The organism is Larkinella sp. C7, assembly GCF_006149005.1.
Lineage (GTDB): Bacteria > Bacteroidota > Bacteroidia > Cytophagales > Spirosomataceae > Larkinella.
Window position 1 is genome coordinate 17178 of sequence record NZ_VBSL01000008.1, and the last position, 21964, is coordinate 39141.

19 protein-coding genes are annotated in these 21964 nt (G+C 52.8%); 7 read left to right on the forward strand and 12 right to left on the reverse strand.

Annotated features, from left to right (window positions below; translation table 11 throughout):
• Positions 1 to 40 precede the first annotated feature (40 nt).
• The gene (locus FH871_RS20020; protein ID WP_138993144.1) at positions 41 to 2503 is read right to left on the reverse strand and encodes an Ig domain-containing protein; all 2463 of its coding nucleotides are present in this window, start codon (positions 2501 to 2503) and stop codon (positions 41 to 43) included.
• 144 nt (positions 2504 to 2647) lie between these two features.
• Positions 2648 to 3535: a DUF4595 domain-containing protein gene (locus FH871_RS20025; protein ID WP_138993145.1), complete on the reverse strand. Its 888-nt coding sequence runs from the start codon at positions 3533 to 3535 to the stop codon at positions 2648 to 2650.
• Between the two features lie 857 nt (positions 3536 to 4392).
• On the opposite strand from FH871_RS20025, the gene FH871_RS20030 reads away from it, so the two are divergent.
• Positions 4393 to 4713: a thioredoxin gene (locus tag FH871_RS20030; RefSeq protein ID WP_138993146.1), complete on the forward strand. Its 321-nt coding sequence runs from the start codon at positions 4393 to 4395 to the stop codon at positions 4711 to 4713.
• 316 nt (positions 4714 to 5029) lie between these two features.
• Here FH871_RS20030 and FH871_RS20035 read toward each other — a convergent pair whose 3' ends face one another.
• On the reverse strand, positions 5030 to 5902 hold the full coding sequence (locus tag FH871_RS20035; protein WP_138993147.1) for a DUF1080 domain-containing protein: 873 nt from the start codon (positions 5900 to 5902) through the stop codon (positions 5030 to 5032).
• A 118-nt stretch (positions 5903 to 6020) separates the two neighbouring features.
• On the opposite strand from FH871_RS20035, the gene FH871_RS20040 reads away from it, so the two are divergent.
• From FH871_RS20040 to FH871_RS20050, 3 genes are all read left to right on the forward strand, one after another.
• On the forward strand, positions 6021 to 6863 hold the full coding sequence (locus tag FH871_RS20040; protein ID WP_138993148.1) for a helix-turn-helix domain-containing protein: 843 nt from the start codon (positions 6021 to 6023) through the stop codon (positions 6861 to 6863).
• 241 nt (positions 6864 to 7104) lie between these two features.
• The gene (locus tag FH871_RS20045) at positions 7105 to 8316 is read left to right on the forward strand and encodes a parallel beta-helix domain-containing protein (RefSeq protein ID WP_138993149.1); all 1212 of its coding nucleotides are present in this window, start codon (positions 7105 to 7107) and stop codon (positions 8314 to 8316) included.
• Between the two features lie 3 nt (positions 8317 to 8319).
• Positions 8320 to 9357 (forward strand): SO2930 family diheme c-type cytochrome, encoded by a 1038-nt coding sequence (locus FH871_RS20050; RefSeq protein ID WP_138993150.1) that lies wholly within the window; start codon positions 8320 to 8322, stop codon positions 9355 to 9357.
• A 55-nt stretch (positions 9358 to 9412) separates the two neighbouring features.
• On the opposite strand, the gene FH871_RS20055 is transcribed toward FH871_RS20050, so the two are convergent.
• A complete protein-coding gene (locus tag FH871_RS20055; protein WP_138993151.1) occupies positions 9413 to 11518 on the reverse strand; it encodes a PQQ-binding-like beta-propeller repeat protein in 2106 nt (701 codons plus the stop codon).
• A 438-nt stretch (positions 11519 to 11956) separates the two neighbouring features.
• Here FH871_RS20055 and FH871_RS20060 point away from each other — a divergent pair, with 438 nt between their 5' ends.
• Positions 11957 to 12511, forward strand: a complete 555-nt coding sequence (locus tag FH871_RS20060; RefSeq protein ID WP_138993152.1) for an alpha/beta hydrolase — start codon at positions 11957 to 11959, stop codon at positions 12509 to 12511.
• A 178-nt stretch (positions 12512 to 12689) separates the two neighbouring features.
• Complete coding sequence (locus tag FH871_RS20065; protein WP_138993153.1) at positions 12690 to 13241, forward strand: dihydrofolate reductase family protein; 552 nt, start codon at positions 12690 to 12692, stop codon at positions 13239 to 13241.
• 208 nt (positions 13242 to 13449) lie between these two features.
• Here FH871_RS20065 and FH871_RS20075 read toward each other — a convergent pair whose 3' ends face one another.
• The 3 genes from FH871_RS20075 to FH871_RS20085 form a co-directional block, all read right to left on the reverse strand.
• Complete coding sequence (locus FH871_RS20075; RefSeq protein ID WP_229317421.1) at positions 13450 to 14232, reverse strand: hypothetical protein; 783 nt, start codon at positions 14230 to 14232, stop codon at positions 13450 to 13452.
• Between the two features lie 241 nt (positions 14233 to 14473).
• Positions 14474 to 14797 carry a nuclear transport factor 2 family protein gene (locus FH871_RS20080; RefSeq protein WP_138993154.1) on the reverse strand — a complete coding sequence of 108 codons (324 nt, stop codon included), beginning with the start codon at positions 14795 to 14797 and terminating at the stop codon, positions 14474 to 14476.
• A gap of 63 nt (positions 14798 to 14860) precedes the next feature.
• Positions 14861 to 15649 carry an SDR family oxidoreductase gene (locus FH871_RS20085; RefSeq protein WP_138993155.1) on the reverse strand — a complete coding sequence of 263 codons (789 nt, stop codon included), beginning with the start codon at positions 15647 to 15649 and terminating at the stop codon, positions 14861 to 14863.
• Between the two features lie 128 nt (positions 15650 to 15777).
• Here FH871_RS20085 and FH871_RS20090 point away from each other — a divergent pair, with 128 nt between their 5' ends.
• Entirely contained in the window at positions 15778 to 16218 is a 441-nt protein-coding gene (locus FH871_RS20090) for a helix-turn-helix domain-containing protein (RefSeq protein WP_229317424.1), read from the forward strand.
• A 606-nt stretch (positions 16219 to 16824) separates the two neighbouring features.
• On the opposite strand, the gene FH871_RS20095 is transcribed toward FH871_RS20090, so the two are convergent.
• The 5 genes from FH871_RS20095 to FH871_RS20115 all read right to left on the reverse strand — a co-directional run bounded on the left by FH871_RS20095 (position 16825) and on the right by FH871_RS20115 (position 21951).
• Positions 16825 to 17682, reverse strand: coding sequence for a phosphoenolpyruvate hydrolase family protein (locus FH871_RS20095; protein WP_138993156.1), 858 nt, complete (start codon positions 17680 to 17682; stop codon positions 16825 to 16827).
• 15 nt (positions 17683 to 17697) lie between these two features.
• On the reverse strand, positions 17698 to 18915 hold the full coding sequence (locus tag FH871_RS20100) for a Tm-1-like ATP-binding domain-containing protein (RefSeq protein WP_138993157.1): 1218 nt from the start codon (positions 18913 to 18915) through the stop codon (positions 17698 to 17700).
• Between the two features lie 6 nt (positions 18916 to 18921).
• On the reverse strand, positions 18922 to 19770 hold the full coding sequence (locus FH871_RS20105; protein ID WP_229317426.1) for a sugar phosphate isomerase/epimerase: 849 nt from the start codon (positions 19768 to 19770) through the stop codon (positions 18922 to 18924).
• 109 nt (positions 19771 to 19879) lie between these two features.
• Entirely contained in the window at positions 19880 to 20992 is a 1113-nt protein-coding gene (locus FH871_RS20110) for a Gfo/Idh/MocA family protein (RefSeq protein ID WP_138993158.1), read from the reverse strand.
• A 224-nt stretch (positions 20993 to 21216) separates the two neighbouring features.
• Entirely contained in the window at positions 21217 to 21951 is a 735-nt protein-coding gene (locus tag FH871_RS20115; RefSeq protein WP_138993159.1) for a ThuA domain-containing protein, read from the reverse strand.
• Positions 21952 to 21964 lie beyond the last annotated feature (13 nt).

Below are 21964 nucleotides of genomic sequence, written 5' to 3' on the forward strand. Positions count from 1 at the left end.
GGCGTCTTCACATTGATAAAGCCGGTAGACGGGAAAGTACCTACAATTTGAGAATCTTGAGCACTTTTCGCTCCCTGAGGGTTGCCACTTCCAGCAGATACTGGCCCGGACTGGAACCAATCGGCACGCGCTGCTGCTCCACAGCCCCCACCTGCTGAATGCGCTTGTGGTGGAGCACCTGCCCCTGGGCGTTGATCACCTGTAGCTGCACCCCCTCTCCTTCTGCCCCCCGAATCTCGACCTCAGCCAAAGACCCTGAAAGTGGGTTGCCCAGTAGCCGCACCTGTAAGCCGGACAAATCCGGCTCACCAGACCCAAACCGGGCTCTGCTGCAGGCGGTCTTCAGGTTCCACTGGGTGGTTACCGTCACCCCATGCTGACGGGCTTTTAGTGTAAAAGGTTGCACATCATTCGCTGTCCGAAGCGCGAAATCGACAAATTGATCTGGGTTGGCGGTCCAGGGCGTGATCCCCGCGGCCATGTACTCGATCAATGAGCCGTCTCCTCCGCTGGTATTGAAGTGGAAGGCTCCGCTTCCGCAGTCATAGCGGGGCGGCTGCAAAGTCAGAGGCCCTGCGGGGAAAACCGTTATGGTAAAGGTCGTCAGGATCGGTCGATTGCGAAACTGGCCCGTACTGGCCCTGAACGTAACCGTAAACTGTCCCGCCTGGGTGGGTGTTCCCTGGATAGTGGCCAATGGGCTATACTCCAACGTGGTAGTAGTTAACCACAAACCCGGTGGCAACCCATTCACCTCAAAAGCCCACTCGGACGCATAGGTCGGATAGCGGGTCATATAGGGCGTAGGATCGACAATAAACGTGCTCAGGACTAGACCTCTTCCGGCCAGCGTCTGTCCCTGGGTCATGACCTGCGGTGGAATGGGTTGGATGAGTTCGGGAATAAACGGGGGGCGGAGCGTAGTACAGGCCGCTTCCAGATCAAAGTTATACGTGACCGGTTGGCCACTTTGAATCGCGGTAATCGGGATTACTTTCGGATCGCTCCGTAAACCGGGTTCAACGATACCGGCTTTATCGGCGGCTGAGGCACGCATAATGCCCGGGGCGGTGAAGGTGATCGGCGTGTTATTGCCTCCTTTCGTACGAAACGTGATCTCGCCGGTCTGACAGCTATAAAAAGGAGGCAAAACCTGGAGCGGCTCCCGGAGCTTAACCACCCAGACATCATGTCCTCCATGAAAAACAGTCACATTGCCATTGTCGGACCCTGTATATCCGGCCACCACGTAGCCGCCATCCGAAGCTAACGCAATGCCGAAGACGGATTCTTCGTCCGTCCCTCCCAGTGGTTTCTGCCAACTCAATTGGCCTAACCGGGTGAGTTTCACCACCCAAAAATCCATAATTCCGCCTTGAAAGCCGCTGACATCCCCATCGTTTGAATTTGTGGATCCTGCCACTAAAAAGCCACCATCGGCTGTGGTCGTAATGGCATTGGCAATGTCATCGCTCGTGCCTCCCAACGTTTTTTGCCAGATGAATTTTCCCTGATCGTTGAGTTGTACGACCCAGGCATCATACCTGCCATGATTGCCAAGCACATCGCCATCGTTGGAAGACGTTGTTCCGGCTATCATATACCCATTATCGGGCGAGGGAGTAATGGCCAGAGCCATGTCGACCTGGGCACTTGATCCGCCCAATGCCCTTTGCCAGACCACATTCCCTGAACCGGAAAGTTTCACCACCCAGGCATCCGATTGCCCACCGTGATTGCCACTGACATCGCCATCGTTGGAGGATGTTTTCCCTGTTATGACAAAGTCCCCATCCGCCGTCGTTATGATGGCCGTTGCTCCTTCACTCCCCGAACCGCCAATCGTCTTCTGCCAAACAAGGCCTCCTGTACTGTTCAGCCTCACTACCCAAATATCGCTCCACCCATGATTACCACGCACATCGCCATCGTTGGAAAGCGTTTCCCCAATCACGACAAAGCCGCCATCCGCCGTCGTCGTGATGGCTCTGGCATACTCCGTACCGGTTCCTCCCAGGGCTTTTTGCCAGACAATGCCTCCTGCACTGTTGAGCTTTACCACCCAAAAATCACTTTCCCCGTGGTTCCCACTCACATCGCCATTGTTGGAAAGCGAGCTTGCGGCCACCACAAACCCCTTGTCGGGTGTTGGAATGACGGCGTAGGCAAAATCATCTCCGGTCCCTCCCAGGGCTTTTTGCCAGACCACATTCCCGAAGGCATTGAGCCTAGTAACCCAAACGTCACTATTACCGTGATTACCACTGACATCACCATCGTTAGATTTCGTATCTCCCGCCACCACATACCCCCCATCCGAGGTAGGCTTGATGGCCCGGCCATTATCAAAATCCGTCCCTCCCAGGGTCTTCTGCCAATCCAGGAGTTGAGCCGGAGAAACCGTAAGACTTCCCAGCCAGAAGGCCAGCGTCACGATCACGAAATTGAGCCCCCAATTGCCGCGGGCAACACGGAGCATCCAGGCTGTTAAAAGTGTGTTCATAGCTCTTCAAATGATTAAAGGAATGTATTTTTCAAAAATTAAAATCGGCAGATCGTTGTGGATACAGGAAGAATGGCAACTCTGTTTCTCCAAAATTCTGACCCCATATAGCTTACCGACTGGTTAACCAAGGCCTACCGGAATCTAATACGTCTCGTATTCATAGTGAAGGGTTTCTATACTTTCATGGGGAGTGGCCCGAATTCGGCTCGTTGGCAAGTTCGAACTGTTGTAGGTATACGTATAGGTCGTGGAACCGTCAGAAAGCATATTGTTCTGACTTAAAGTAAGCAGGTTATCGACACCACCATAATAGGTGTAGTACGATAAACTACCGGAGTGCGGATCGGAGAGCCTGCCCGTAAAAGGAGCCGGAATGATATACAACCCATAGAAAGGATTGACCTTCGAATCGTAGGTAAAGACCGCCGTTCGGGTGACATCATACAAAGTAATTACCCGAAACAGATATTCATTGATCGTGGCAGCAGTAAGGTTATTCCCTGTAAAGACATAGCTGCTGGTCTGACGGTATCTAATTCCCCCCGGGTCAAAGCTTTTCACGCTACCTTTCAGTCGGTTGTCCGGGTGATACTGAAGATGCACCAGCCAGATGTTATCTTCACTCACATTGTTGACATACCTAAGCTCAACAACCTGACCGGCCTCATTTAAAGTATAGGTATAGATTTCGTATTGAAAAGGTGCACTGCCGGTTCGTTCGCTGATATCGCGCCGAGCCTCTGTAAGCCGGTTCTGGGCATTGTACGCGAAGACAGTAGTTTCCACTGGCGAAACCGTGCTGTCAGGCGTCTGAAACGTAAATATCGAACTCAGTCGACCCAGGGTATCGTACTGAAACAAACTGACCTTTGCGGTTTGATCTGGCCCTTCCCGGATTATTTTTTTAATGCGTTGCCGATCGGTGACCGACCCGGGCGAAACTGCCGGAATCCGGTGGTCCGAACAGCTAAAAAATCCAATCGTCAATACCAGGCAAAGGAGCCCACGGAATACATCTCTATTTTTCATACCCACTAAGAGTTGCGTTTTTTATGTTGTGGTATTTAAAATGATCAGGGTGAAGGAGTCGAGAAAGGTTTTTGTTGCCTACCTCTGAGGAGCCTGAAGCAGGCTGATGTCCCCCCGGCTATTATAAAGCCACCCAAGAAATAATGAAGCAAACTAGCTTACCCTGCTACCTCAACCGATGAGTGGGGTCAAGCCCATTATTGACTTTTGTCATACAGAAGGTTAGCAACTACCCTGATTTAGATTCCGGCGCTGTATTAGCCGAATTCTACTCCATAGCTCCATAGCCCCTAACCCAGTTTGAAGAGCGGTTTTCTCGGGATCATGGTGTCGTCTTCAATCAACAGCCTGGTTTTCTTCACATGGAAGAGTTAAGGTTACGATTGTACCCAGGTTCAACTTGCTTTGCAATGAAACCTGACCGCCCATTAGTTCGACATAGCGGCCTATAATGTGCACGTTGATCAAAAAAACAAGTCAATCAATGGATGCCGGTATAAGTCGCTAAGCATACACCTACCCTTAATTTTTAGCTGCAGTTGAAGGCAGTTAACCCGATTGTCTTATGAAATGAAGAAAGCACTATACAATATAGTCAAGCCTGATTACCAGGTACAATCAAACCGTGTAATTTTTATTGAACAGCCCGGCAATCAGACTCAGAATTTTGAGTCTTACTTTACCTACAAAATAGATGAGGGATTTTGGAAGGATTCAATAACAATACCTACTGTTGCTTACTATCAGGACTCCTGCTAATGGTTGTCAGTTTTTTTGTCTATCTAAATTGCCATATTGAATTCCCTACTGCTAACGTCAATTGAGACAGGTACAACAAAATGGTAAACAACGGTCTAATGAAACGCAATAATCCACCTCCAGAGCCGATTCGTGATCGATCAGCAATTTTATTAATTTTCATGACTTCTGAACGGATCGATCCACCAAAACGAGTACTGGTAAGAACTCTGGCCAATTCTCTGCAACAGGATCTGGGCGAATTACTTAGCGTAATAATTCTTGATGAGAAATCCTACCCCGATATTTTTCAAAGTTTTGAGATTACCATTAATCCCACCTTTGTACTGCTTCGCAAGGGATATGAACTTTGGAGACACGAAGGAATACCAGAGGAAAATTTACTAACGCTTGTATATAAACGTTTAATTTTAAAGTGATCAGGGTTCTGACCTTAGCCCTAAAAACTGGACAAGTGAGCAAGTAGCGAAATTCGGGCGATTTTGGTAATTTAAACAATCACAAAAATCGCTATGAACCGGTGCCGACTCACTTGGCAACTTAATTCCCCATGAGGTCGGAATGCGGATGAAAAGGAAAGAGAATACAGGCCTGATTCCCCAAGTTTGACTGTCCAGGATTTGGGCCAAGGTCAAGACCTACAAAAAGAAAAATTCGGAGCCAAAGCGGGGCTCCGAATCAAACAAACATTGACTCCTAAATCAGGATACCATAATGAGCGATGCACAGCGGGTATCAGAATAAGTCCGCATATGCCCTGGGCAGGGCAGTCAGTGGTTTGATGCGAATGTCACGGTAAAACACTTCAGCCGCTTCACTTTGAAGCTGGATCTTACCCTGCCGCATGGGTACCTCCTGCCCATCGGGCTTACTGTAGCGCGAATCTTTCAAAACCATCACCACGTGGCCATTGACCAGATGGAGGCTTTTCCCCTCGAAGCAAATCAGTTCCAGTCGGGTCCATTCTCCTGCCGGACTTTCGTAATTGGCCGACCGCAGGCAGTAGTAGTCACCGCCCCCTTTGAAGGGCGCGAACGGTTGCTTTTCGTCCGCCACCCGGTTCATAATGCCCTCGGATGGAAAAGAGCGGATATCGATGACGGAATTAGCCTGGCACCAAAAATCACCCATGTGCCCCTCCATGACCTGAAACTCCTGCGAAAGCATCCACGATCGAAAATATTCCACACCCGCTTCGCCAATGGAATGATACAGGATGCCCGAATCCCGTAATTTATTCTTTCTGGGGTCATATTTTTTCTCTCCCCATTTCATTTCAAGCACCAGGTGATAGTTTTCGTAGGCCTTCCGGGTAAACAAACACCCGTAGGTCTCCCCACTGATCCGCAAGACGGGGCCACCGGGTTCATTTAAAACCGAAAATACATGGGTGTCGTCTTTGTTGTAGCCAATCGGTGGAATCGGCTTGCCCGATGCATCCGTTGGTATCTTTCCATTATAGTCCGGTTTATGGGCATAGCTTAGATAAGTCTCCCACTGGGTCAGGTTAGTATCCAAAAGGGAAACCCATTCGTCGGCCTTACTCCGAAACGAAAACGACAAAACAAACCCCAGTAAACCGGTCAGGGAGAGAATAAAGTACTTCATAGATTTCTTCATATGGGTAGAATACAAGCTTTTCCTGGTACAAAACTACGACCATGAAAAGGGAACGAGTTGTAAAAATCCATTCTTTCCTGGTAGATTTATAGCTTTCCGAAGACACATGAAACGGTACATTCTGCATACTTCCTTTAACATCTATCATTTCGAAGCCGCGAGCTGGGTTCATGCCGTACATACCCATACGTACTTCGAAATCATTTTCATACTCAAAGGCCGGGGGATTCATAACATGAATGGCAACGCGTTTCCTTATACTCAGGGCGACGTGTTTCTGCTGGGACCGCAGGATTACCATGATTTTGCCATTGAGGAACTAACCGAGTTCTGCTTTATTCGCTTCAACGAATCGATCCACAAGCACTATGGTGAGGAGAAAGACAGCAACGGACAACCGATCATAAAAGCCTTACTCACCACCTCTTCTCAGAGTCGTGGATCAATTGTCCTGGACAATCAGGAGAAGAAGAAACTGCACGCTCTGTTGATGGTATTGGAAGCCGAGTATGAACGTCATCAGTCATCCCACTTTGCCATCATTCGCGACAGTCTCATGCGCTGTATGCTGATGATCCTTGCCCGGAACCTGTTCGATCAAACGTCGGCCAGACCCCTGGTAAGCCATTCGGTAGAAGCCATGCTCCTCTATATCCGGCAACACATTTACCAGCCAGACAAACTACGAATTGAAAACCTGGCCGAGGCATTCCATTATGCACCTGCCTATATTAGCCTCTTTTTCAAAAAGCAGACGGGGGAATCTCTGAAGCAGTATATCATCAAACACAAAATCAAACTTATCGAAGCCCGATTGCTCTACAGCCCCCTAAGCCTGGCGCAGATTGCCTATGAATTTGGTTACACTGATGAAAGTCATTTTTGTAAACAGTTCAAAAAGTATACAGGCATTACACCCACCACTTTACGCACAGGACGTCACAAATAAGCGCTGGGAGTGGTTCTCCTGCGTTAAACTGGCTGGTTCAGAAATATATCAATGGTATCAGAAATAAACAAGGGCCTGTTCGTTCAACACGGAGAAGCATTGTCCCCATTATCAGGCACTTGAGAGGCCCATTACGTTCCTGGAGATTTGCAAGTAATTCTTCTTTGGCGTAGTTTTAGGCTCGTCCACTACATCCTGTGATTAGTGTGGATCGGCATTCGCTTACGCTAACCCTTTTTTGATGAAACCGGCCTTATTGCTGCTGACTACCTGGCTGTATGCTTCTACGCTCTACGCCCAGTCAGACGTTCAGAAACGCTACCAGACGAAATTGATCATGGCCGATGACGGCAGCACCATCGAGCTGGATGCGGGTTCTTTCACTTTCACCAGTAGTCTATCACTCCAGGACAAAAAGCGCATCGTCATTCGCGGTAAAGGCATCGACAAAACCGTGCTCAGCTTTAAAGGCCAGACCGACGGAGCCGAGGGCCTGCGCGTGTCGAACGGTGAAAATATCGTTATCGAGAATTTGACCGTTCAGGATACCAAAGGCGACGGCATCAAAACCATGAATGTCAAAGGCATTACCTTCCGCAACGTCAAAGTCGAGTGGACGGGACCTCCCAAGTCGACCAATGGCGGCTACGGGCTGTATCCGGTCCAGTGCGACAACGTGCTGATTGAGGGCTGCACGGCCATCGGAGCTTCCGACGCGGGGATCTATGTGGGGCAGTCGCGCGGGATTATCGTTAAAAACAGCAAGGCTTACCACAACGTAGCCGGCATCGAGATCGAAAATTCACGCGACGCCGACGTGTTCGACAACGAAGCCTACGAGAATACGGGCGGTATCCTGGTGTTCGACCTGCCCGATCTGGTTCAAAAGCAGGGCGGCAACGTGCGCGTGTTCAATAACCATGTACACGACAACAACCTGCCGAATTTTGCCCCCGAAGGCAACATCGTCGCCAGCGTTGCGGAGGGAACCGGTCTGCTCATCCTGGCGGCCAACGGGATTGAAGTCTTTAACAACCGGTTTATTCGCAACCAAAGCATTGGCACGGGCATCATTAGCTACTTGTTTACCCAACGAACCATCACGGACCAGGCCTATTACCCTTTCTCGACGGCGATTTCCATTCACGACAACGTCTACGAGCGCAACCCCGGCCCAGCCAGTGCGCGCGGTTCGTGGGGTGAACTTTTCAAGGACATTCTCAAAACCGGACCCCAGATGCCGCATATTTTGTACGACGGTATTGTGGACCCGGCCACGCTGGAACCAAACGGCAAGCCCTTGCCCGACCGACGCATCTGCATTCGGAACAACAAAAATCAAAGTCTCATTACCTTAGATGCCGGTCAGGGCTTCAAAAATATGTCCCGCGATGCCGTCCCGTTCGACTGCCAGCTGCCACCACTAAAGGCCCCGGCCCTCAACGCCCGTTAACGGATGCGCACGTACCTAATCGCAGCCTGGCTACTGACCTTCTGGCTGACGCTGGTCAGCTGGCAATCGGCTACGGTTCCTGAAAAACTATCGGACTACGGTTTTTTTACCGGTGATCTTGCCCACCAGCGACCAGCCGCCGGGGTGGTTCCCTACACGTTGAACACGCCTTTGTTTTCGGATTACGCCGAGAAACTCCGGTTCATCCAACTCCCCCCGGGTCAGTCGGTGACGTACACTGATACAGCGGTGCTCCATTTTCCGGTCGGCACCACGCTGATCAAAACCTTTTACTACCCGCATGATTTCCGCGATCCGGCCAAAGGGCGTCGGTTGCTGGAAACGCGGTTGCTGGTTCACCAGCCGGGCGGTTGGAAAGCGCTGGTGTATGTGTGGAACCCCGAGCAGACCGACGCCGTGCTGGAAGTGGCCGGCGATACCAAAACCGTTCAGTACGTGGATGCACAGGGGACCGCCCGTCAGCACGCGTACGGGATTCCCAACCTGAACCAGTGCAAAGGATGCCACAACCGCCAGGAAGTCCTGACTCCCATCGGTCCGTCGGTGCGGCAACTCAACGGTGATCTGGCCTATGCAGGGACAGGAAAAGGCGATAACCAACTGCTGCACTGGCACCGCACCGGGATGCTAACGGGCATGCCCCCACTGGCCGACTGCCCCAAAACGCCCGTGTGGAACCAGCCGGAAACCGGTTCGCTCAACGACCGGGCGCGGGCCTGGCTCGACATCAACTGCGCCCACTGCCATAACCCTCAGGGGCCAGCCATGACGTCGGGACTAAACCTGAGCGTTGGAGAAACGAACCCCACGGCGTTGGGAATTTTGAAAACGCCGGTTGCCGCAGGGCGCGGGTCGGGTGGTCACGCCTTCGATATCGTACCGGGCAAACCCGAGGCATCGATTCTGATCTACCGCCTGTATTCGACGGACCCCGGTGATCGGATGCCCGAACTGGGTCGAAAAACGGTGCATACCGAAAGTCTGGAACTGCTTCGGGCCTGGATCAAGGCAATGAAGTGACCAGTATAACTTTCTCATCAAACGCCAGACAACTGCTGACTGACGAAGTCGTTGTTTACGGCAACGCAAACGCCACGTACCGATCCCCCGATTTCGTTTTGAGTTTGCCACCCCCGCAGGCAATCACCACGTATTGCTTGCCATGAACGGCGTAGGTACTCGGCGAGGCATACCCGGCAGCGGGCAGTTTGGCGCGCCAGAGTTCTCGTCCCGTTTTTCGGTCGAAAGCCCGAATCAGTTCGTCACGGGAAGAAGCGATGAAGAGCAAACCGCCCGCCGTAACCGCCGGAGCACCGTAGTTGTCGGTGCCCGTCGGGGGAATGCCCTTGGCCACCAGTTCGGGGTACTCGCCCAGCGGCACCTGCCACTGGTGTTCGCCCGTATTCAGGTCGATCGCCGTCAGCGTGCCCCAGGGTGGGCGGCTCACGGGATACCCGGCCCGGTCGTACCAGCGGGTAAACCCGGTGTGGTGGTAGGGCGCGGTGTTCAGGCCCGCGGTGCTGGCGACGGACGTTGTTTTGCCGAACAGAAAATCCACGATGGCCTTGCGCTCAACTTCCTTCAGGTGGGTGAAGGCCGGCATCATGCCCTGGCCTTTGGCCAGAACCTGGGCCACGGACGTCTCGTTGCGTTTTTGGGAAATGCTTGTCAGGGCCGGATAGGTACCGTCGTGACTGCCTTCGCGGTTGGGGCCGTGGCAGGCGGCACAGTGGGTTTGGTAGAGTTGGCTACCCGTGCGATTTACGGTTCCGGCTGACACCGAACCGGTTTTGGTCGGAACCAGCGCCATGGTGACCGGAATTTGCTTGGCGGGAACGTACATGATACCGGCTTCGTCCACCGCGGCCCCGCCCCACTGCGCGCCACCGTCGGTGCCGGGGAAAAACACGGTCCGGTTGGGACTCAGGGGCAGAGGAATGAACTCCTTCCCCGATTGCCACCGCCGGAGCTGGGCCAGCACCGTGTCGCGGTCGGTTACAAAATCATTAATGTCGCTTTCCGCAAACGATTGCCGGGTAAAAGGCGCGGGTTTGAGGGGAATCGGCTGGGTGGGCCAGGCTTTTTCCCCCGGAACGGTGGAAGCAGGCATGGGTCGTTCCTCAATCGGAAACAGCGGCTTTCCCGTGACCCGGTCGAAGACAAACAGAAAACCTTGTTTGGATAAAACCGAAACGGCATCCACCTTTTTCCCGCCATGAACGACGGTGAATAGATTGGGGGGAGCCGGAATATCACGATCCCAGATGTCGTGGTGGATCGTCTGAAAATGCCAGCGTCGCTTGCCCGTGGCCGCGTCGAGGGCAATAAGGCTGTTGCCAAACAGGTTCTGGCCGGGCCGGGTACTGCCGTATAAATCGAAGGCGGCCGTCCCCGTGGGCACGTACACGATGCCGCGCTGCCGATCGATGGCCATGCCCATCCAGTTGTTGGCGCCACCGAAGTTGCGGTAGCCGTCTTTCGGCCAGGTGTCGGCCCCGTACTCGCCGGGGTGTGGAATGGTGTGGAACGTCCAGACGAGCCGTCCCGTACGCAGGTCGTAGGCGCGCACGTCGCCGGGTAGGGCCGGCGCGATCTCCGACACCCGGTGTCCCATGATGAGCAGATTTTTATAGATCACGCCCGGCGTGTTGCTCACCACGTACTCGTCGGCGCCGGGGCGGGCAAGCCCTTCTTTCAAGCTGATTTTTCCGCCTTTCCCAAAACTGGCCACCGGTTTTCCCGTTCGGGCGTCGAGGGCGTAGAGCAACGAGCCGTAGGCGAAGAAAATCCGGGCCTCCCGCCCATCGGTCCAGTAGGTCACTCCCCGGCTATTCATGGCGAAAGTATCGTCGGTGAAGGCGGTTTTCCAAATCTCCCTACCCGTGGCAGCATCGAGCGCAAAAGCCTGCGACCCGGCCGAAACCCCGTACAGCACACCGCCGACGATGAGCGGATTGCACTGAATCTGGGTGTTGTTTTTGAGCGTATCGACTCCGCCCGACGCATACGACCAGGCGACCTTCAAGCCCCCGACGTTGCCGGGATGTAGCTGTGTGAGGGGCGAAAAATGGTTACGATCGGGCCCACCGTTGTATTCGGGCCAGTCGGTGGTGCCGGATTTTTCGGTCAGGCTGAGCAGACCGACCATCAGGAGTAAGGCGGGGTAGGTGAAACGTTTCATGGGTAGGGTTGAAGGAAGAACAAATAAACACAAAAGGACCGAAAGTTGCGGTCACCTTCCGGCTTATGTGGCTCAGGATCACCAAAATTCTGTCGGCGGTGTTTTTCCACGATCTGCCCTGCGTATTTCAAGACTGGCCGTACAAGGCCCAGTCCAAACGGGGCTCAAATCACAAATCAAAGTAATATTAAAATTTTCTCAATGAGGACGTGAGACATTTGTGATTGGAAAATTGAGAAAGGAAATTCTTGCATTCAAGACCTGACCACTTTCTGAGCCTGAATCATCGAAACAAAAAAAGTGGCTTATTCTGGCCCAGAATATCGGCAAAAAAATGACAGATAGTCGCAAACTGCCCTTCCTTTTGACGCAATTGCACCGGGCGCCAGAAACGGGGCTGGTTTAACTTTGCTCGACACTATTGGATAGCAAACAACCATGAGCAGGACCAACAAGAATTTGCTGTTTATCCAGGGAGGAGGAAGTACAGAAGACTACGAGGCTGATAAAAAACTTGTTGATTCGTTACAGACCATCTTAGGAGAAACTTACACCGTGCATTATCCTCGCCTACCCAGCGAGTCCACTCCGGATTTAGGGAGAATCAAGCAGATTGGCGACCAAATCTTGCAGATTGAGGGAGACCTTATTTTGTTAGGACACTCGTTAGGCGCTTCCATGCTGTTGAAATACCTTTCCGAAAACGAAATCAGGAAAAAGGCTATAGGCGTTTTTCTCATCGCTACACCATTTTGGAGCGGTGATGAAGAGTGGAAAGACGGTTTTAAGCTGCCAGAAAACTTTGCAGATCGGTTGTCGAAGGACGTTCCTCTTTTTCTCTATCACTGCCAGGATGATGAGGAGGTGCCGTTCGCACACTTTGCTATATATCGAAAAAAGCTTCCCCGGGCGATTTTCCGCGAACTAGCCAGCGGGGGTCACCAACTGAATAATGATCTCACGGTGGTTGCGAATGATATTTTATCCTTATAAGAATCAACGTATGGTTGCTGGAGTACCTGGGCTCGAACCAGGCGGACAACTTTTGACACGTTGATCCCTTATAAACGGTGGGCGTTGCACCTGTTTTGGCAGCGATCGGCCGAATCCTAGTTGATGTCAGCGCTTATTTTTGAATTACAGCCTAAAAGTCAATGCAATGAACACTACGATGAGAACGGTAACATTCGGAATGAATATCAGCCTCGATGGCTATTGTGACCACACTATTTTCAAGCCCAGTGAAGAGGTGCATGATTATTTCACCAGCATCCTGGCCGAAGTTGATCTGCTCTTTTTCGGACGGATCATGTATCAACTCATGTTTCCCTATTGGAGCGATGTGGCCAAAAACCAATCCGGCACAGCCGATGAAAATAGATTTTCCCAAAGACTGACAGCGATCGATAAAGTGGTTATTTCACGATCACTCGACAAGGTGGAGGATCATGCGCGACTTGTTCGTAGCAACCCCGTCGCAGAACTCCGGAAACTGAAGCAGCAACCGGGCAAAAAAATTTCAGTTGACAGTGTCAGCCTACTGCCGGAATTGATCGCAGCAGACCTGATCGATGAATTTCATTTGGTTGTCCATCCGGTGATGGTGGGCAAAGGCCGGCCATTGATTGAGGGCGGCAGTCTATTGGAAAAGCTTGATTTAAAGCTCGTGGATACGTTCGTTTTCAAATCCGGCAGTGTGGCGCTTCATTACTGGAAAAAGTAACGCACGGGTTTAATCAGCAATGTATACTTTATACGACGCTGATTAAAGACAATGTAGTGGAAGTAATGAACAAACTTAAACAGCAACCAGGCAAAGATCTGGTGATATTCGGAAGCCCCGTATCGGGTAGCCCGGATCAACAGTTGTTTGAGGACCATACTGCTAGCGCAAGCCGCATACGGCTACTGTGGCAAACAAGAATGTAAGGTCATTTTTCGTAGAATTGCGATAGCTGGTCCAATCGCTGTTTCACAAGCGCGTTCTTCATGGGTTCGAATCGGGACAGTTCAACGCCGTCTCTGGTAACGACCACATAAAACGGCTGATGCAACCGGGTGGTGAGGTGATAGATGGTTACCAGTTCAGCGATATCCTCAGACCAGGCCGCCATTGCATACAACGAGGCATAAGGCGTCTGCGCGAGCTTTCGGTAGACTTCCGGTGCCAGGCTGATCGGCACGGCTTTTCCGCTTCGGAAACGGGTCTGTTCCAGCAGCGAATCGATGTAGGGAGCGACGGGCACGTTCATCGTGCGCCAAATACCTTTGGTGAACGCTGTCGGTTCAACAACGGACTGTTTTTCGGCCGCCTGCGGGGTGACCCCCATCACCACGTCGACGATGTGGGTAGCCTCGTGCAGCAGCACGTAAATGATGGCATCCAGATTGCCGCCTTCGATGCGTAGTTTGTAGGCAGCCTCATCTGCCGGTTTGAAACAGGTATTTTCTTTCCACGATGCCCATTCTGAAATGGTCTCATCCAGTAAACCCGCCCGGAAGGTAATGTTGAACAATTTCGGCACGCCAGCGGAATCAACCGGAGATGTCAATGCCGTGTTCGGCATGTTATCCATAAAGCTGATGCTGTGCAGATGCTGTTTCAAAATCCGCTGATGCAGCGGTGGCAACAGCGTGAACGCATTCTTCACCTTGTCTTTCTGGGCAGGCGTCAGGCCATGATCGACGGGCTTCATACCGGCCTCGCGAAACATCTTGAAAACACTTTCAGGTGCAATTCGTATTCGCTGAGACGGGTCATTTCTGTAGGTGACGTCCGACTTTTGCGCGTTGGTAAATGCGGAGCAAAACAGCATGACCAATGCCAACATTACCCATCTCAATCCCGATTTTTCGATCATCATTTGTAAGATACTTTTAAGGTTTCGCAGGAGGTTCCGGCACAAAAGTATGCGTTTTCTCGCAGCAACGCCGGCGAATGTACGGTTTGAACACTCACCCCGTAATTCTCAACGAGCGGATGAATGGACCAGCAAGGTCAAGATGATAGTGCAGCACGGCAGGACTTCCATCAAAGGTGCCCGTAACTTCTACGGTCAGATCGGCCACGGTACCGGTTTGATTGTAATCGAGCGGTTGTAACTGCATTTGATACTTCTGCGTTGCCTGCTGTATCCACTGTTTAATTTCGGTTCGGCCCGCATAAACCGATCCTTCATCGGAAACGGTGGCTTCTTCGGTAAAGTGCGCAGCGAATGCCGTGCTGTCCAAATCGTTTTGTGCCTTGATAAGGCTTTCAATAGTGCCTGGAAGTTTCATAAAATTTTAGGTTTGTGTTGATTAAACGAGTTTCGTTTCAAGAACGGTTTGATAAAGGCCCGCCTATACCGTGGGTATGGTACCGCCGTCGATCACATAGTCGGTGCCGGTGAGGTAGGTTGCCCTGGGCGAAACCAGGAAGCCCACCAGCTCGGCAACTTCCTCGGGCCAGGCCGGACGGCCGAAGGGAATGCCGCCCAGTGCTTCCATGACCCCCTTAGCGGCCTGTTCAGCGGTGCCGCCCGAACTCTGGGCGATACGCTCCATCATCCTGCCGGATGCCGTGGTCATAATCCAGCCTGGCGATACGGTGAGCACCCGTACGCCTTTCGGTGAAACTTCATTGGAAAGGCTTTTGCTGTAATTCACCAGCGCTGCTTTTGCCGCAGCATAAGGAAGCGTGGAATCATACAGGGGCAATTTCGCCTGAATGGACGCGATGTGGATGATTACCCCTTCACCGCGCTTGATCATGCCGGGCAAAAATCCGCGGTCCAGTCGCACGGGCGCCAGGAAATTGGTCTGAATAGATGACTCCCAATCCTGATCAGAAAGCACCGCAAAACCGCCACCCGGTGTTTCTGAGCCACCCATATTATTGACGAGGATATCCAGATGGCCGAATTGATCCCGTACTGCGTCAACGACTTTCTGCGTTCCTGCGGTCTTGCTCAGATCTGCCGCGATAAAAAAGGTGCCGTTGTTTTCAATTTCCGGCTTGTTTCTTGCCGTACTGATCACCGTTGCACCCGCTTTCATCAGGCGATCGGCAATCGCTTTCCCAGTGCCTTTGCTGCCGCCCGTTACCAGCGCAATTTTGCCCGCCAGTTCATTTTCAAAAGTAAAGTCCATGGACCTGCTGATTTGTTTAGGGCAAATTTCGGGCGTAGGACACGGGCTGACAAGTACGGACTTACGATTCAGATAGGGATAAATTTATCCCTATTGAACCGCCCAAAGCCTATGATTATCTTTGCAGAATGTACGAAAGAAAGACATTGCCCGACCTGAACTGCGGGCTCGACCTGATCGGCGAAATACTTTACGGGAAATGGAAGATGCGACTGTTGTGGTTTATCAACGAAGGATTTCAACGCCCCAGCGAGTTGCAGCGAAAAATTCCGGGGGCGTCCCGGCGCGTGCTGAATGTGCAGTTGAAAGAACTGGAAAGTCACGAGCTGGTGGGAAAGGTGATTTATCCGGTTGTTCCCCCCAAAGTGGAATATTATCTGACCGATTTTGGCCAATCCCTGATCCCGGTCATCGGTGCAATCGGGCAGTGGGGTGATGCGCATGACCAGCGTTTGCGGACGCTCATTCTGAAAGAAACCCCGCACACGGGTTCTACAAATGGGGAAAAGATCGTTGACCAGGACGGCCATTTCACAGACAATCCAGATAGAGCAACCACAGGCAGATAGTCGTGACGATCCATCAGGCCGATGGAAAACAGCCCCTAACGGTTAACCAGCGGGCCAAGGGCGGGCAAGTGGATGCTTCTGGGAAAATTCCGGTTTGAGAAAGGCTACAAAGGGCGATTTGCGGTTTGCCGGGGTAGACCGAATGAAAGATGAGAATGGAAAAAGTCATGTCATTAAGGTGAATGGGAATCCAGGCACAAAAATAATCGCGATAACTGGGTACAACTATTTTACAGATTGAATTGGCTGTATAACCAGAAGAGTGTCAAAAATAGATCCAGTAATAGGCTAACTCAAAACACCGATACTCACCAAGCACAAATTATAGACTTCCAATATATACAGGTGAAAGTAAACTTATTCACTTGCCAATAAATACCTGAAAATCAAAGGCTTTCGCTTATCCCAGTACGAGTACCCCAAAACCCTTCCTCAAAACCAAAAAAAAGCCCGCAATCTGCGGGCTCTTGCCATTTCCTATTTCCAACGTTCTCACGGCCAGACAAACCGCCCGGTATTTTTCAGGGTACACCTCTGATTCTCTGGAATACACTTCTGCCAAGTTCCTTCGGTTGGTTTGCCGGACAGGCAGCAACGCCCCGGTCATCAACGGGCGAGCAACTTGAATTTTCGGGTCAGTTCCGTCAGGGATTCTTCCACGCCCATTCGCTCCAGCGATGAAGCGCCCACAAAACCCTGCACATTCGTCCGCTCCAGCACCAGGCGAACATCGTCCGGGGTGTTGATGGGGCCGCCATGCGCCAGAAAAAAGATGTCGGAACGGACTTCTTTTGCGGCATCAATGATTTGCTGCGTCCGCGCCACGGCTTCGTCCATGGAACAACTGGCATCCGTCACCCCGACGGAACCACCAACCGTGGTGCCGACGTGGGCAATGATCGCGTCAGCACCGGCTTCGGCCATATGCCGGGCATCGTCGGGGGTGGCGACATAGACGATGGAAAACAAGTCCATTTTGCTCGCCAGCCGCACCATTTCGACTTCTTTCTGAAAGCCCATCCCGGTTTCTTCCAGCACCCGCCGGAAGTGGCCGTCGACAATGCAGTGTGTCGGAAAATTGTTGATGCCGGAAAAGCCCATGTCCTTCACTTTCAGCAGGTGGTGCCACATCCGTCGGCGGGGGTCGGAGCCGTGTACCCCGCAAATCACCGGAATTTCTTCGACAACGGGCAAAACTTCAAACTCGCCGATTTCCATAGCCACGGCGTTGGCATCGCCGTAGGCCATCAAACCGGCGGTAGAACCGTGCCCCGCCATGCGAAACCGCCCGGAATTGTAAATGATAATCAGATCGGCACCCCCTTTCTCGATGAATTTGGCGCTAATACCCGTTCCGGCACCCGCGGCAATAATGGCTTTCTGGCTGTCCAGCGTAGCCTGCAAACGCGCTCTGACTTCAGCTCTCGTATAGGGGTTTCCTTTTCCCGTCCATTGGTTCGGCATACGATATGTCTTGGTTTATTTTGGTTGTACTAATTCCAGTAAATGGGCGACCAGTATGTCGGCAAATGCGGGGTCGTTGATGTGCGCGGGCGACTCGATTAATCGCACCGCTTCGGATACATTCGTTTTGATCGCCGAAAACAGGACACGGTTTACCTCGGGTTGATAAAAAACGTGTCCGGGGGCGTCGATCTGCGAAATGCCGTTCAGCGGCAGAACCACCGTTACGCCCGCCTTCGACTGATTCACTTTCCGGGCCAGCAGCCGACCCAATTGCTCGTTTTCAGCGGCATCGGTTCGCAGCAGCGTTACATTCGGAGCCCAACTGTACAGTTGCCGGTGCCGGTAATGCGCCGGAACCGTGTCCGGCTGGCTGAAATTAACCATATCCAGGCAGCCCGGTGCCACCACCTGGGGCAGGTTCATCCGGGCAGCCGCCGTTAGCCGATCCGGCCCGGCACTGCACACTCCTCCACACAATTCATCGGCCAGCTCGGTGGTCGTTACGTCCAGAACAGCGTCGAAATGGCCTTCCTCGATCAGACTTTCCATGGTGCGCCCCCCAGTGCCGTTGGCGTGAAAAGCGACCACTTCATACCCGCGTTCTTCCAGCCGTTCGGTACAGTAATTCACGCAGTCCGTGGTGTTTCCAAACATGCTGATGGCAATGCGGCCCACCGGTTTGTGCCGTAGGGCCGGAACCACCGCCCCCATTGCACAAATGGCCGCTGCGGCCTGTTCGATGAGCGGGGACAACATGCCATTCAGACCGGCCACGTCGACGACCGATGCCATCAGCGTGATGTCTTTCGTGCCAACTTGCCGGGTTAAATCCTTGGCGGCCATGGTCGAGAGGCAGAGTTTGGGGACGCCGAACGGAATGGGCTGCATGGCCGAGAGGGACACGAATGTGCCGCCCCCACCGCCCATACCGATGGCCCCTTTCACCCATCCCGACTGAACCAGCCGCGCCACGATGGTGGCCGCTCCCAGCCCCATGACCTCGATGGCCCGACCCCGGTCCCGGCTCGTTCGCAGATCCGCCAATGACTGGTTTGCGGCTTCGGCAACGGCTTCGGAATCATAATCAATCGGGAAATCGACGGCGGTTTCCATGACGCCGGAGTTGATGGTAATGACGGATTCACCCCGCGCCAGAATGCAATTCCGCAAAAAGGCAAAGGCCGGGCCTTTCGTGTCAAAACACCCAATAACGACGATAGATGGTTGCATACATCCCTAAAAGAGCGATTTGTAAAAATCTAACCCTTCGCGGGCTAATTCATCGGGACTGGCGGCCAGGGGTCGCCAGATGGACGCGGCTTTGGCGAGTTCGGCGGAGGGCGCGCCGAAGGTTTCGATGACGACGGCCCCCTCATAGCCAATGTCCGTTAAGGCGGTTTTGATGCCGGGCCAGTCGACATTGCCGGTGCCGGGGGTGCCACGGTCGCTTTCATTGCCCTGCACATGGCACAGCAGGTCTTTCCCGACAGCCCGGATGGCAGCCGGGATGCTTTTTTCCTCAATGTTATTGTGAAACGTATCGAGCGAGATTTTGAGAAAGGGGTGACCCAGCTCGCGCACCAGCGACAGCGCCTGCTCAGCGGTGTTCACCATGTCGGTCTCGAAGCGGTTCAACGGTTCCAGCCCAAGAATAACACCACACGCCTGAGCGACCTCAACGGCTTCGTGCAGGTTTTCAAGGCACCAGGCCCGCTCCGCTTGTTTGCGTTCCGCTGAAACCAGGCGGGTTTTCCCCACGGCGGAATAAACCGGCCCCGTGAAAATCGGACTTTCCATCGTTTCCGCCAGGCGCAGGCAGTCTGCGATGTAGGTAAGGCCATTTTTGCGAATGGCAGCATCGTCGCTGGAGATGTCACGGTTTGGCCCAAATGCCCCGCTCAGGGTCATTTTTAGACCCGTTTCGCGGGCTAGTTGTTTGAGTCGGCCCCAGTCGATCAGGTGCGGGTCTTCAACGGCCACTTCAATAAGATCGTAACCCATATTGGCCACTTTATAGAGCAGGTCGAACGAGGAGGTCGTGAACGGGGAAACCCAGACGAAAGTACTAACGCCAAATTGAATCATGTTGTCGGGGAATAGGGATTGGAAACCGTCCGGCAGCCAGACCGAACAAGCTAAAAAGTCGGGCAAAAACCACGCCTTCGCCCAACTTTTTAGATTTCTTAGGATTAAGTTAATACGCTGGAATGGTGACACGAACCCCTCCGTTCATGGCCGATTCGTGGGCGCAGATTCCCGCGAGGGTGTAGTTGGCGGCCAATTCGGCATCTACCGCCGAGTCGCGACCTTCGATGATGGCGGCCAGAAACTCCTGTACCAAATGCGGGTGCGATCCCCCGTGACCCGCACCCTGCAAAAATGAAACGTGGTTGGGGTCGTCGATTTTTTCGCGCTTGGTGAAATGTTTGATCGGTTCGATGAGCATCGCGTCGGTGTCCGGCACGTTGATGCGCCGGGCATTCTCACCCCCGTCGAAGATAATGTGTTCCTCATCCTGCAACTGTTCCCATTCAAACGACATTTTGGTACCGTACACATCGTAGCTTTCCCGGTATTGCCGCACGACGTCGAACAGCGATCGCGTAGCCTCGGCCACAACGTCGGAGTCTTTCAGCGTAAATGTGGCCGTTTCAACGGCAAAGGGCGAACCGTATCGACTGGCCAGGTCCTCGCTCAATCGCCCGGAACCGTGACAGACGACGGTTTCGGCGGTAGTGTTGTTGATGCGCAGCAGGGGCGAAATGGCGTGCGTACCATTGAGCATCGGCGGATAGCCTTTCCAGTATTCGCCCCAGCCTTCCATGCTCATATCCTGAATGTGTGACCCCCGAACGAACTGAATGCGACCGAGTTGGCCCGTTTCGGCCAGGTTCAGGCCATACAGAAATTCGCGCGTGTAGAGGGCGGTTTCCATCATCATATATACTTTGCCGCTCCGCCGTTTGGCCTCCACAATGGCCTTGCAGTCCTCTTTGGTCATGGCCATCGGAATGGTGCAGGCCGTATGTTTGTTGGCATTGAGCGACGCCAGCGTCATCCGGGCGTGATCGGGCACGGGTGTAACGACGTGGATGGCGTCGACATCGGCGCGGCCGGGTATATCCTCAAAATGCTCGAAGCAGAGGTCAGGGTCGAGGTTGTATTTGGTTCTCAAATCATCGAGGGTCTGGCGATTGCGGGTACAGATGCCCACCTTGCCGATATTGGGGTGTTGCAGGTAAATGGGAATAAACTCCTTGCCGAAACCCATACCCACGATGACAACGGTAATTTTCTGGTCACTCATAACGACTTTGGTTGATTGATGATACGAACTTTGTTAAAATCAGTTTACAAGCTGTTTGAGTTAACCGGGGAGAGCCTTGGAAGGGCGGTCTGTCAATAGTCAGTAGCATCCATCAGCTATTGACTATTGACAGGACAGGCCTCCGGCCTTAGTTCAAACAGCTTCTTAGAGTTTATAGTTACACGATTACGACCAACTAAAAACCATAAACACTAAACCATAGACTATTTGCGGGCCGCCCAGGCAACCGAATTCCGCAGGATCGTCTGATACACCGGCAGGTTGTGCGATTCGGCATCGTGACCCAGTGCCAGACCGACGATGCGGGCTTTGGGGTGATTGACGAGAAAAACGGAGGGATAAATCACATCGGAAGTGGCGACGCTCGAACTGGCCAGCACCGTAATGCCCGGCCCGGCCGGGTCCGGAACAAAAAAGTAGCGTTCATCCTTCAGGTTGAATTTGGGTTCTACCCCCTTCGTAATGGGGTGTTGCGGATTGGTCACGGTTACGTCGAAAGGGCCGTACTTATCATGTTTGCGCGTGCCGCCACTCACCAGGTTCTGGTTGTATTCCGGCCAGTCTTTCCAGTTGTACCACAGGGCCGCGTGGGCAAGCAGCAGGCCTTTGCCCGCGTTGGCGTGATCCATAATGGCCTGACGAACCGCCGGGTTGGTGATGGGCCGGTTGTTGCTTAGATACAGCACATCGGCCTGGGGCAGAAAGGTCAGCATAGAATCGGGATCACCCACGTAGTTGACCGTTGCAAAACCGTCGCGGCTCAACGTCTGGCCATCCACGTTGCGGTACCACATCCCGAAATTATGCGACGTTCCTCCACCCACGACGAGCACCCGGATGGGTTTGCCGGTTTTGGCGGTTTGGGGTGAACCGACCTTGCATTGCGTCAGCGACAGGCTTACCCCCAGTAGCAACAGAAGAAAAGAAAATGGTTTCATGGTGTTTTATTGA

Bases quoted from the DNA above. Each gene is read 5' to 3' on its own strand.
- FH871_RS20020 (WP_138993144.1), bottom strand. From the start codon at position 2,503: ATGAACACACTTTTAACAGCCTGGATGCTCCGTGTTGCCCGCGGCAAT.
- FH871_RS20025 (WP_138993145.1), bottom strand. From the start codon at position 3,535: ATGAAAAATAGAGATGTATTCCGTGGGCTCCTTTGCCTGGTATTGACG.
- FH871_RS20030 (WP_138993146.1), top strand. From the start codon at position 4,393: ATGAAACGCAATAATCCACCTCCAGAGCCGATTCGTGATCGATCAGCA.
- FH871_RS20035 (WP_138993147.1), bottom strand. From the start codon at position 5,902: ATGAAGTACTTTATTCTCTCCCTGACCGGTTTACTGGGGTTTGTTTTG.
- FH871_RS20040 (WP_138993148.1), top strand. From the start codon at position 6,021: ATGAAACGGTACATTCTGCATACTTCCTTTAACATCTATCATTTCGAA.
- FH871_RS20045 (WP_138993149.1), top strand. From the start codon at position 7,105: ATGAAACCGGCCTTATTGCTGCTGACTACCTGGCTGTATGCTTCTACG.
- FH871_RS20050 (WP_138993150.1), top strand. From the start codon at position 8,320: ATGCGCACGTACCTAATCGCAGCCTGGCTACTGACCTTCTGGCTGACG.
- FH871_RS20055 (WP_138993151.1), bottom strand. From the start codon at position 11,518: ATGAAACGTTTCACCTACCCCGCCTTACTCCTGATGGTCGGTCTGCTC.
- FH871_RS20060 (WP_138993152.1), top strand. From the start codon at position 11,957: ATGAGCAGGACCAACAAGAATTTGCTGTTTATCCAGGGAGGAGGAAGT.
- FH871_RS20065 (WP_138993153.1), top strand. From the start codon at position 12,690: ATGAGAACGGTAACATTCGGAATGAATATCAGCCTCGATGGCTATTGT.
- FH871_RS20075 (WP_229317421.1), bottom strand. From the start codon at position 14,232: ATGTTTCGCGAGGCCGGTATGAAGCCCGTCGATCATGGCCTGACGCCT.
- FH871_RS20080 (WP_138993154.1), bottom strand. From the start codon at position 14,797: ATGAAACTTCCAGGCACTATTGAAAGCCTTATCAAGGCACAAAACGAT.
- FH871_RS20085 (WP_138993155.1), bottom strand. From the start codon at position 15,649: ATGGACTTTACTTTTGAAAATGAACTGGCGGGCAAAATTGCGCTGGTA.
- FH871_RS20090 (WP_229317424.1), top strand. From the start codon at position 15,778: ATGTACGAAAGAAAGACATTGCCCGACCTGAACTGCGGGCTCGACCTG.
- FH871_RS20095 (WP_138993156.1), bottom strand. From the start codon at position 17,682: ATGCCGAACCAATGGACGGGAAAAGGAAACCCCTATACGAGAGCTGAA.
- FH871_RS20100 (WP_138993157.1), bottom strand. From the start codon at position 18,915: ATGCAACCATCTATCGTCGTTATTGGGTGTTTTGACACGAAAGGCCCG.
- FH871_RS20105 (WP_229317426.1), bottom strand. From the start codon at position 19,770: ATGATTCAATTTGGCGTTAGTACTTTCGTCTGGGTTTCCCCGTTCACG.
- FH871_RS20110 (WP_138993158.1), bottom strand. From the start codon at position 20,992: ATGAGTGACCAGAAAATTACCGTTGTCATCGTGGGTATGGGTTTCGGC.
- FH871_RS20115 (WP_138993159.1), bottom strand. From the start codon at position 21,951: ATGAAACCATTTTCTTTTCTTCTGTTGCTACTGGGGGTAAGCCTGTCG.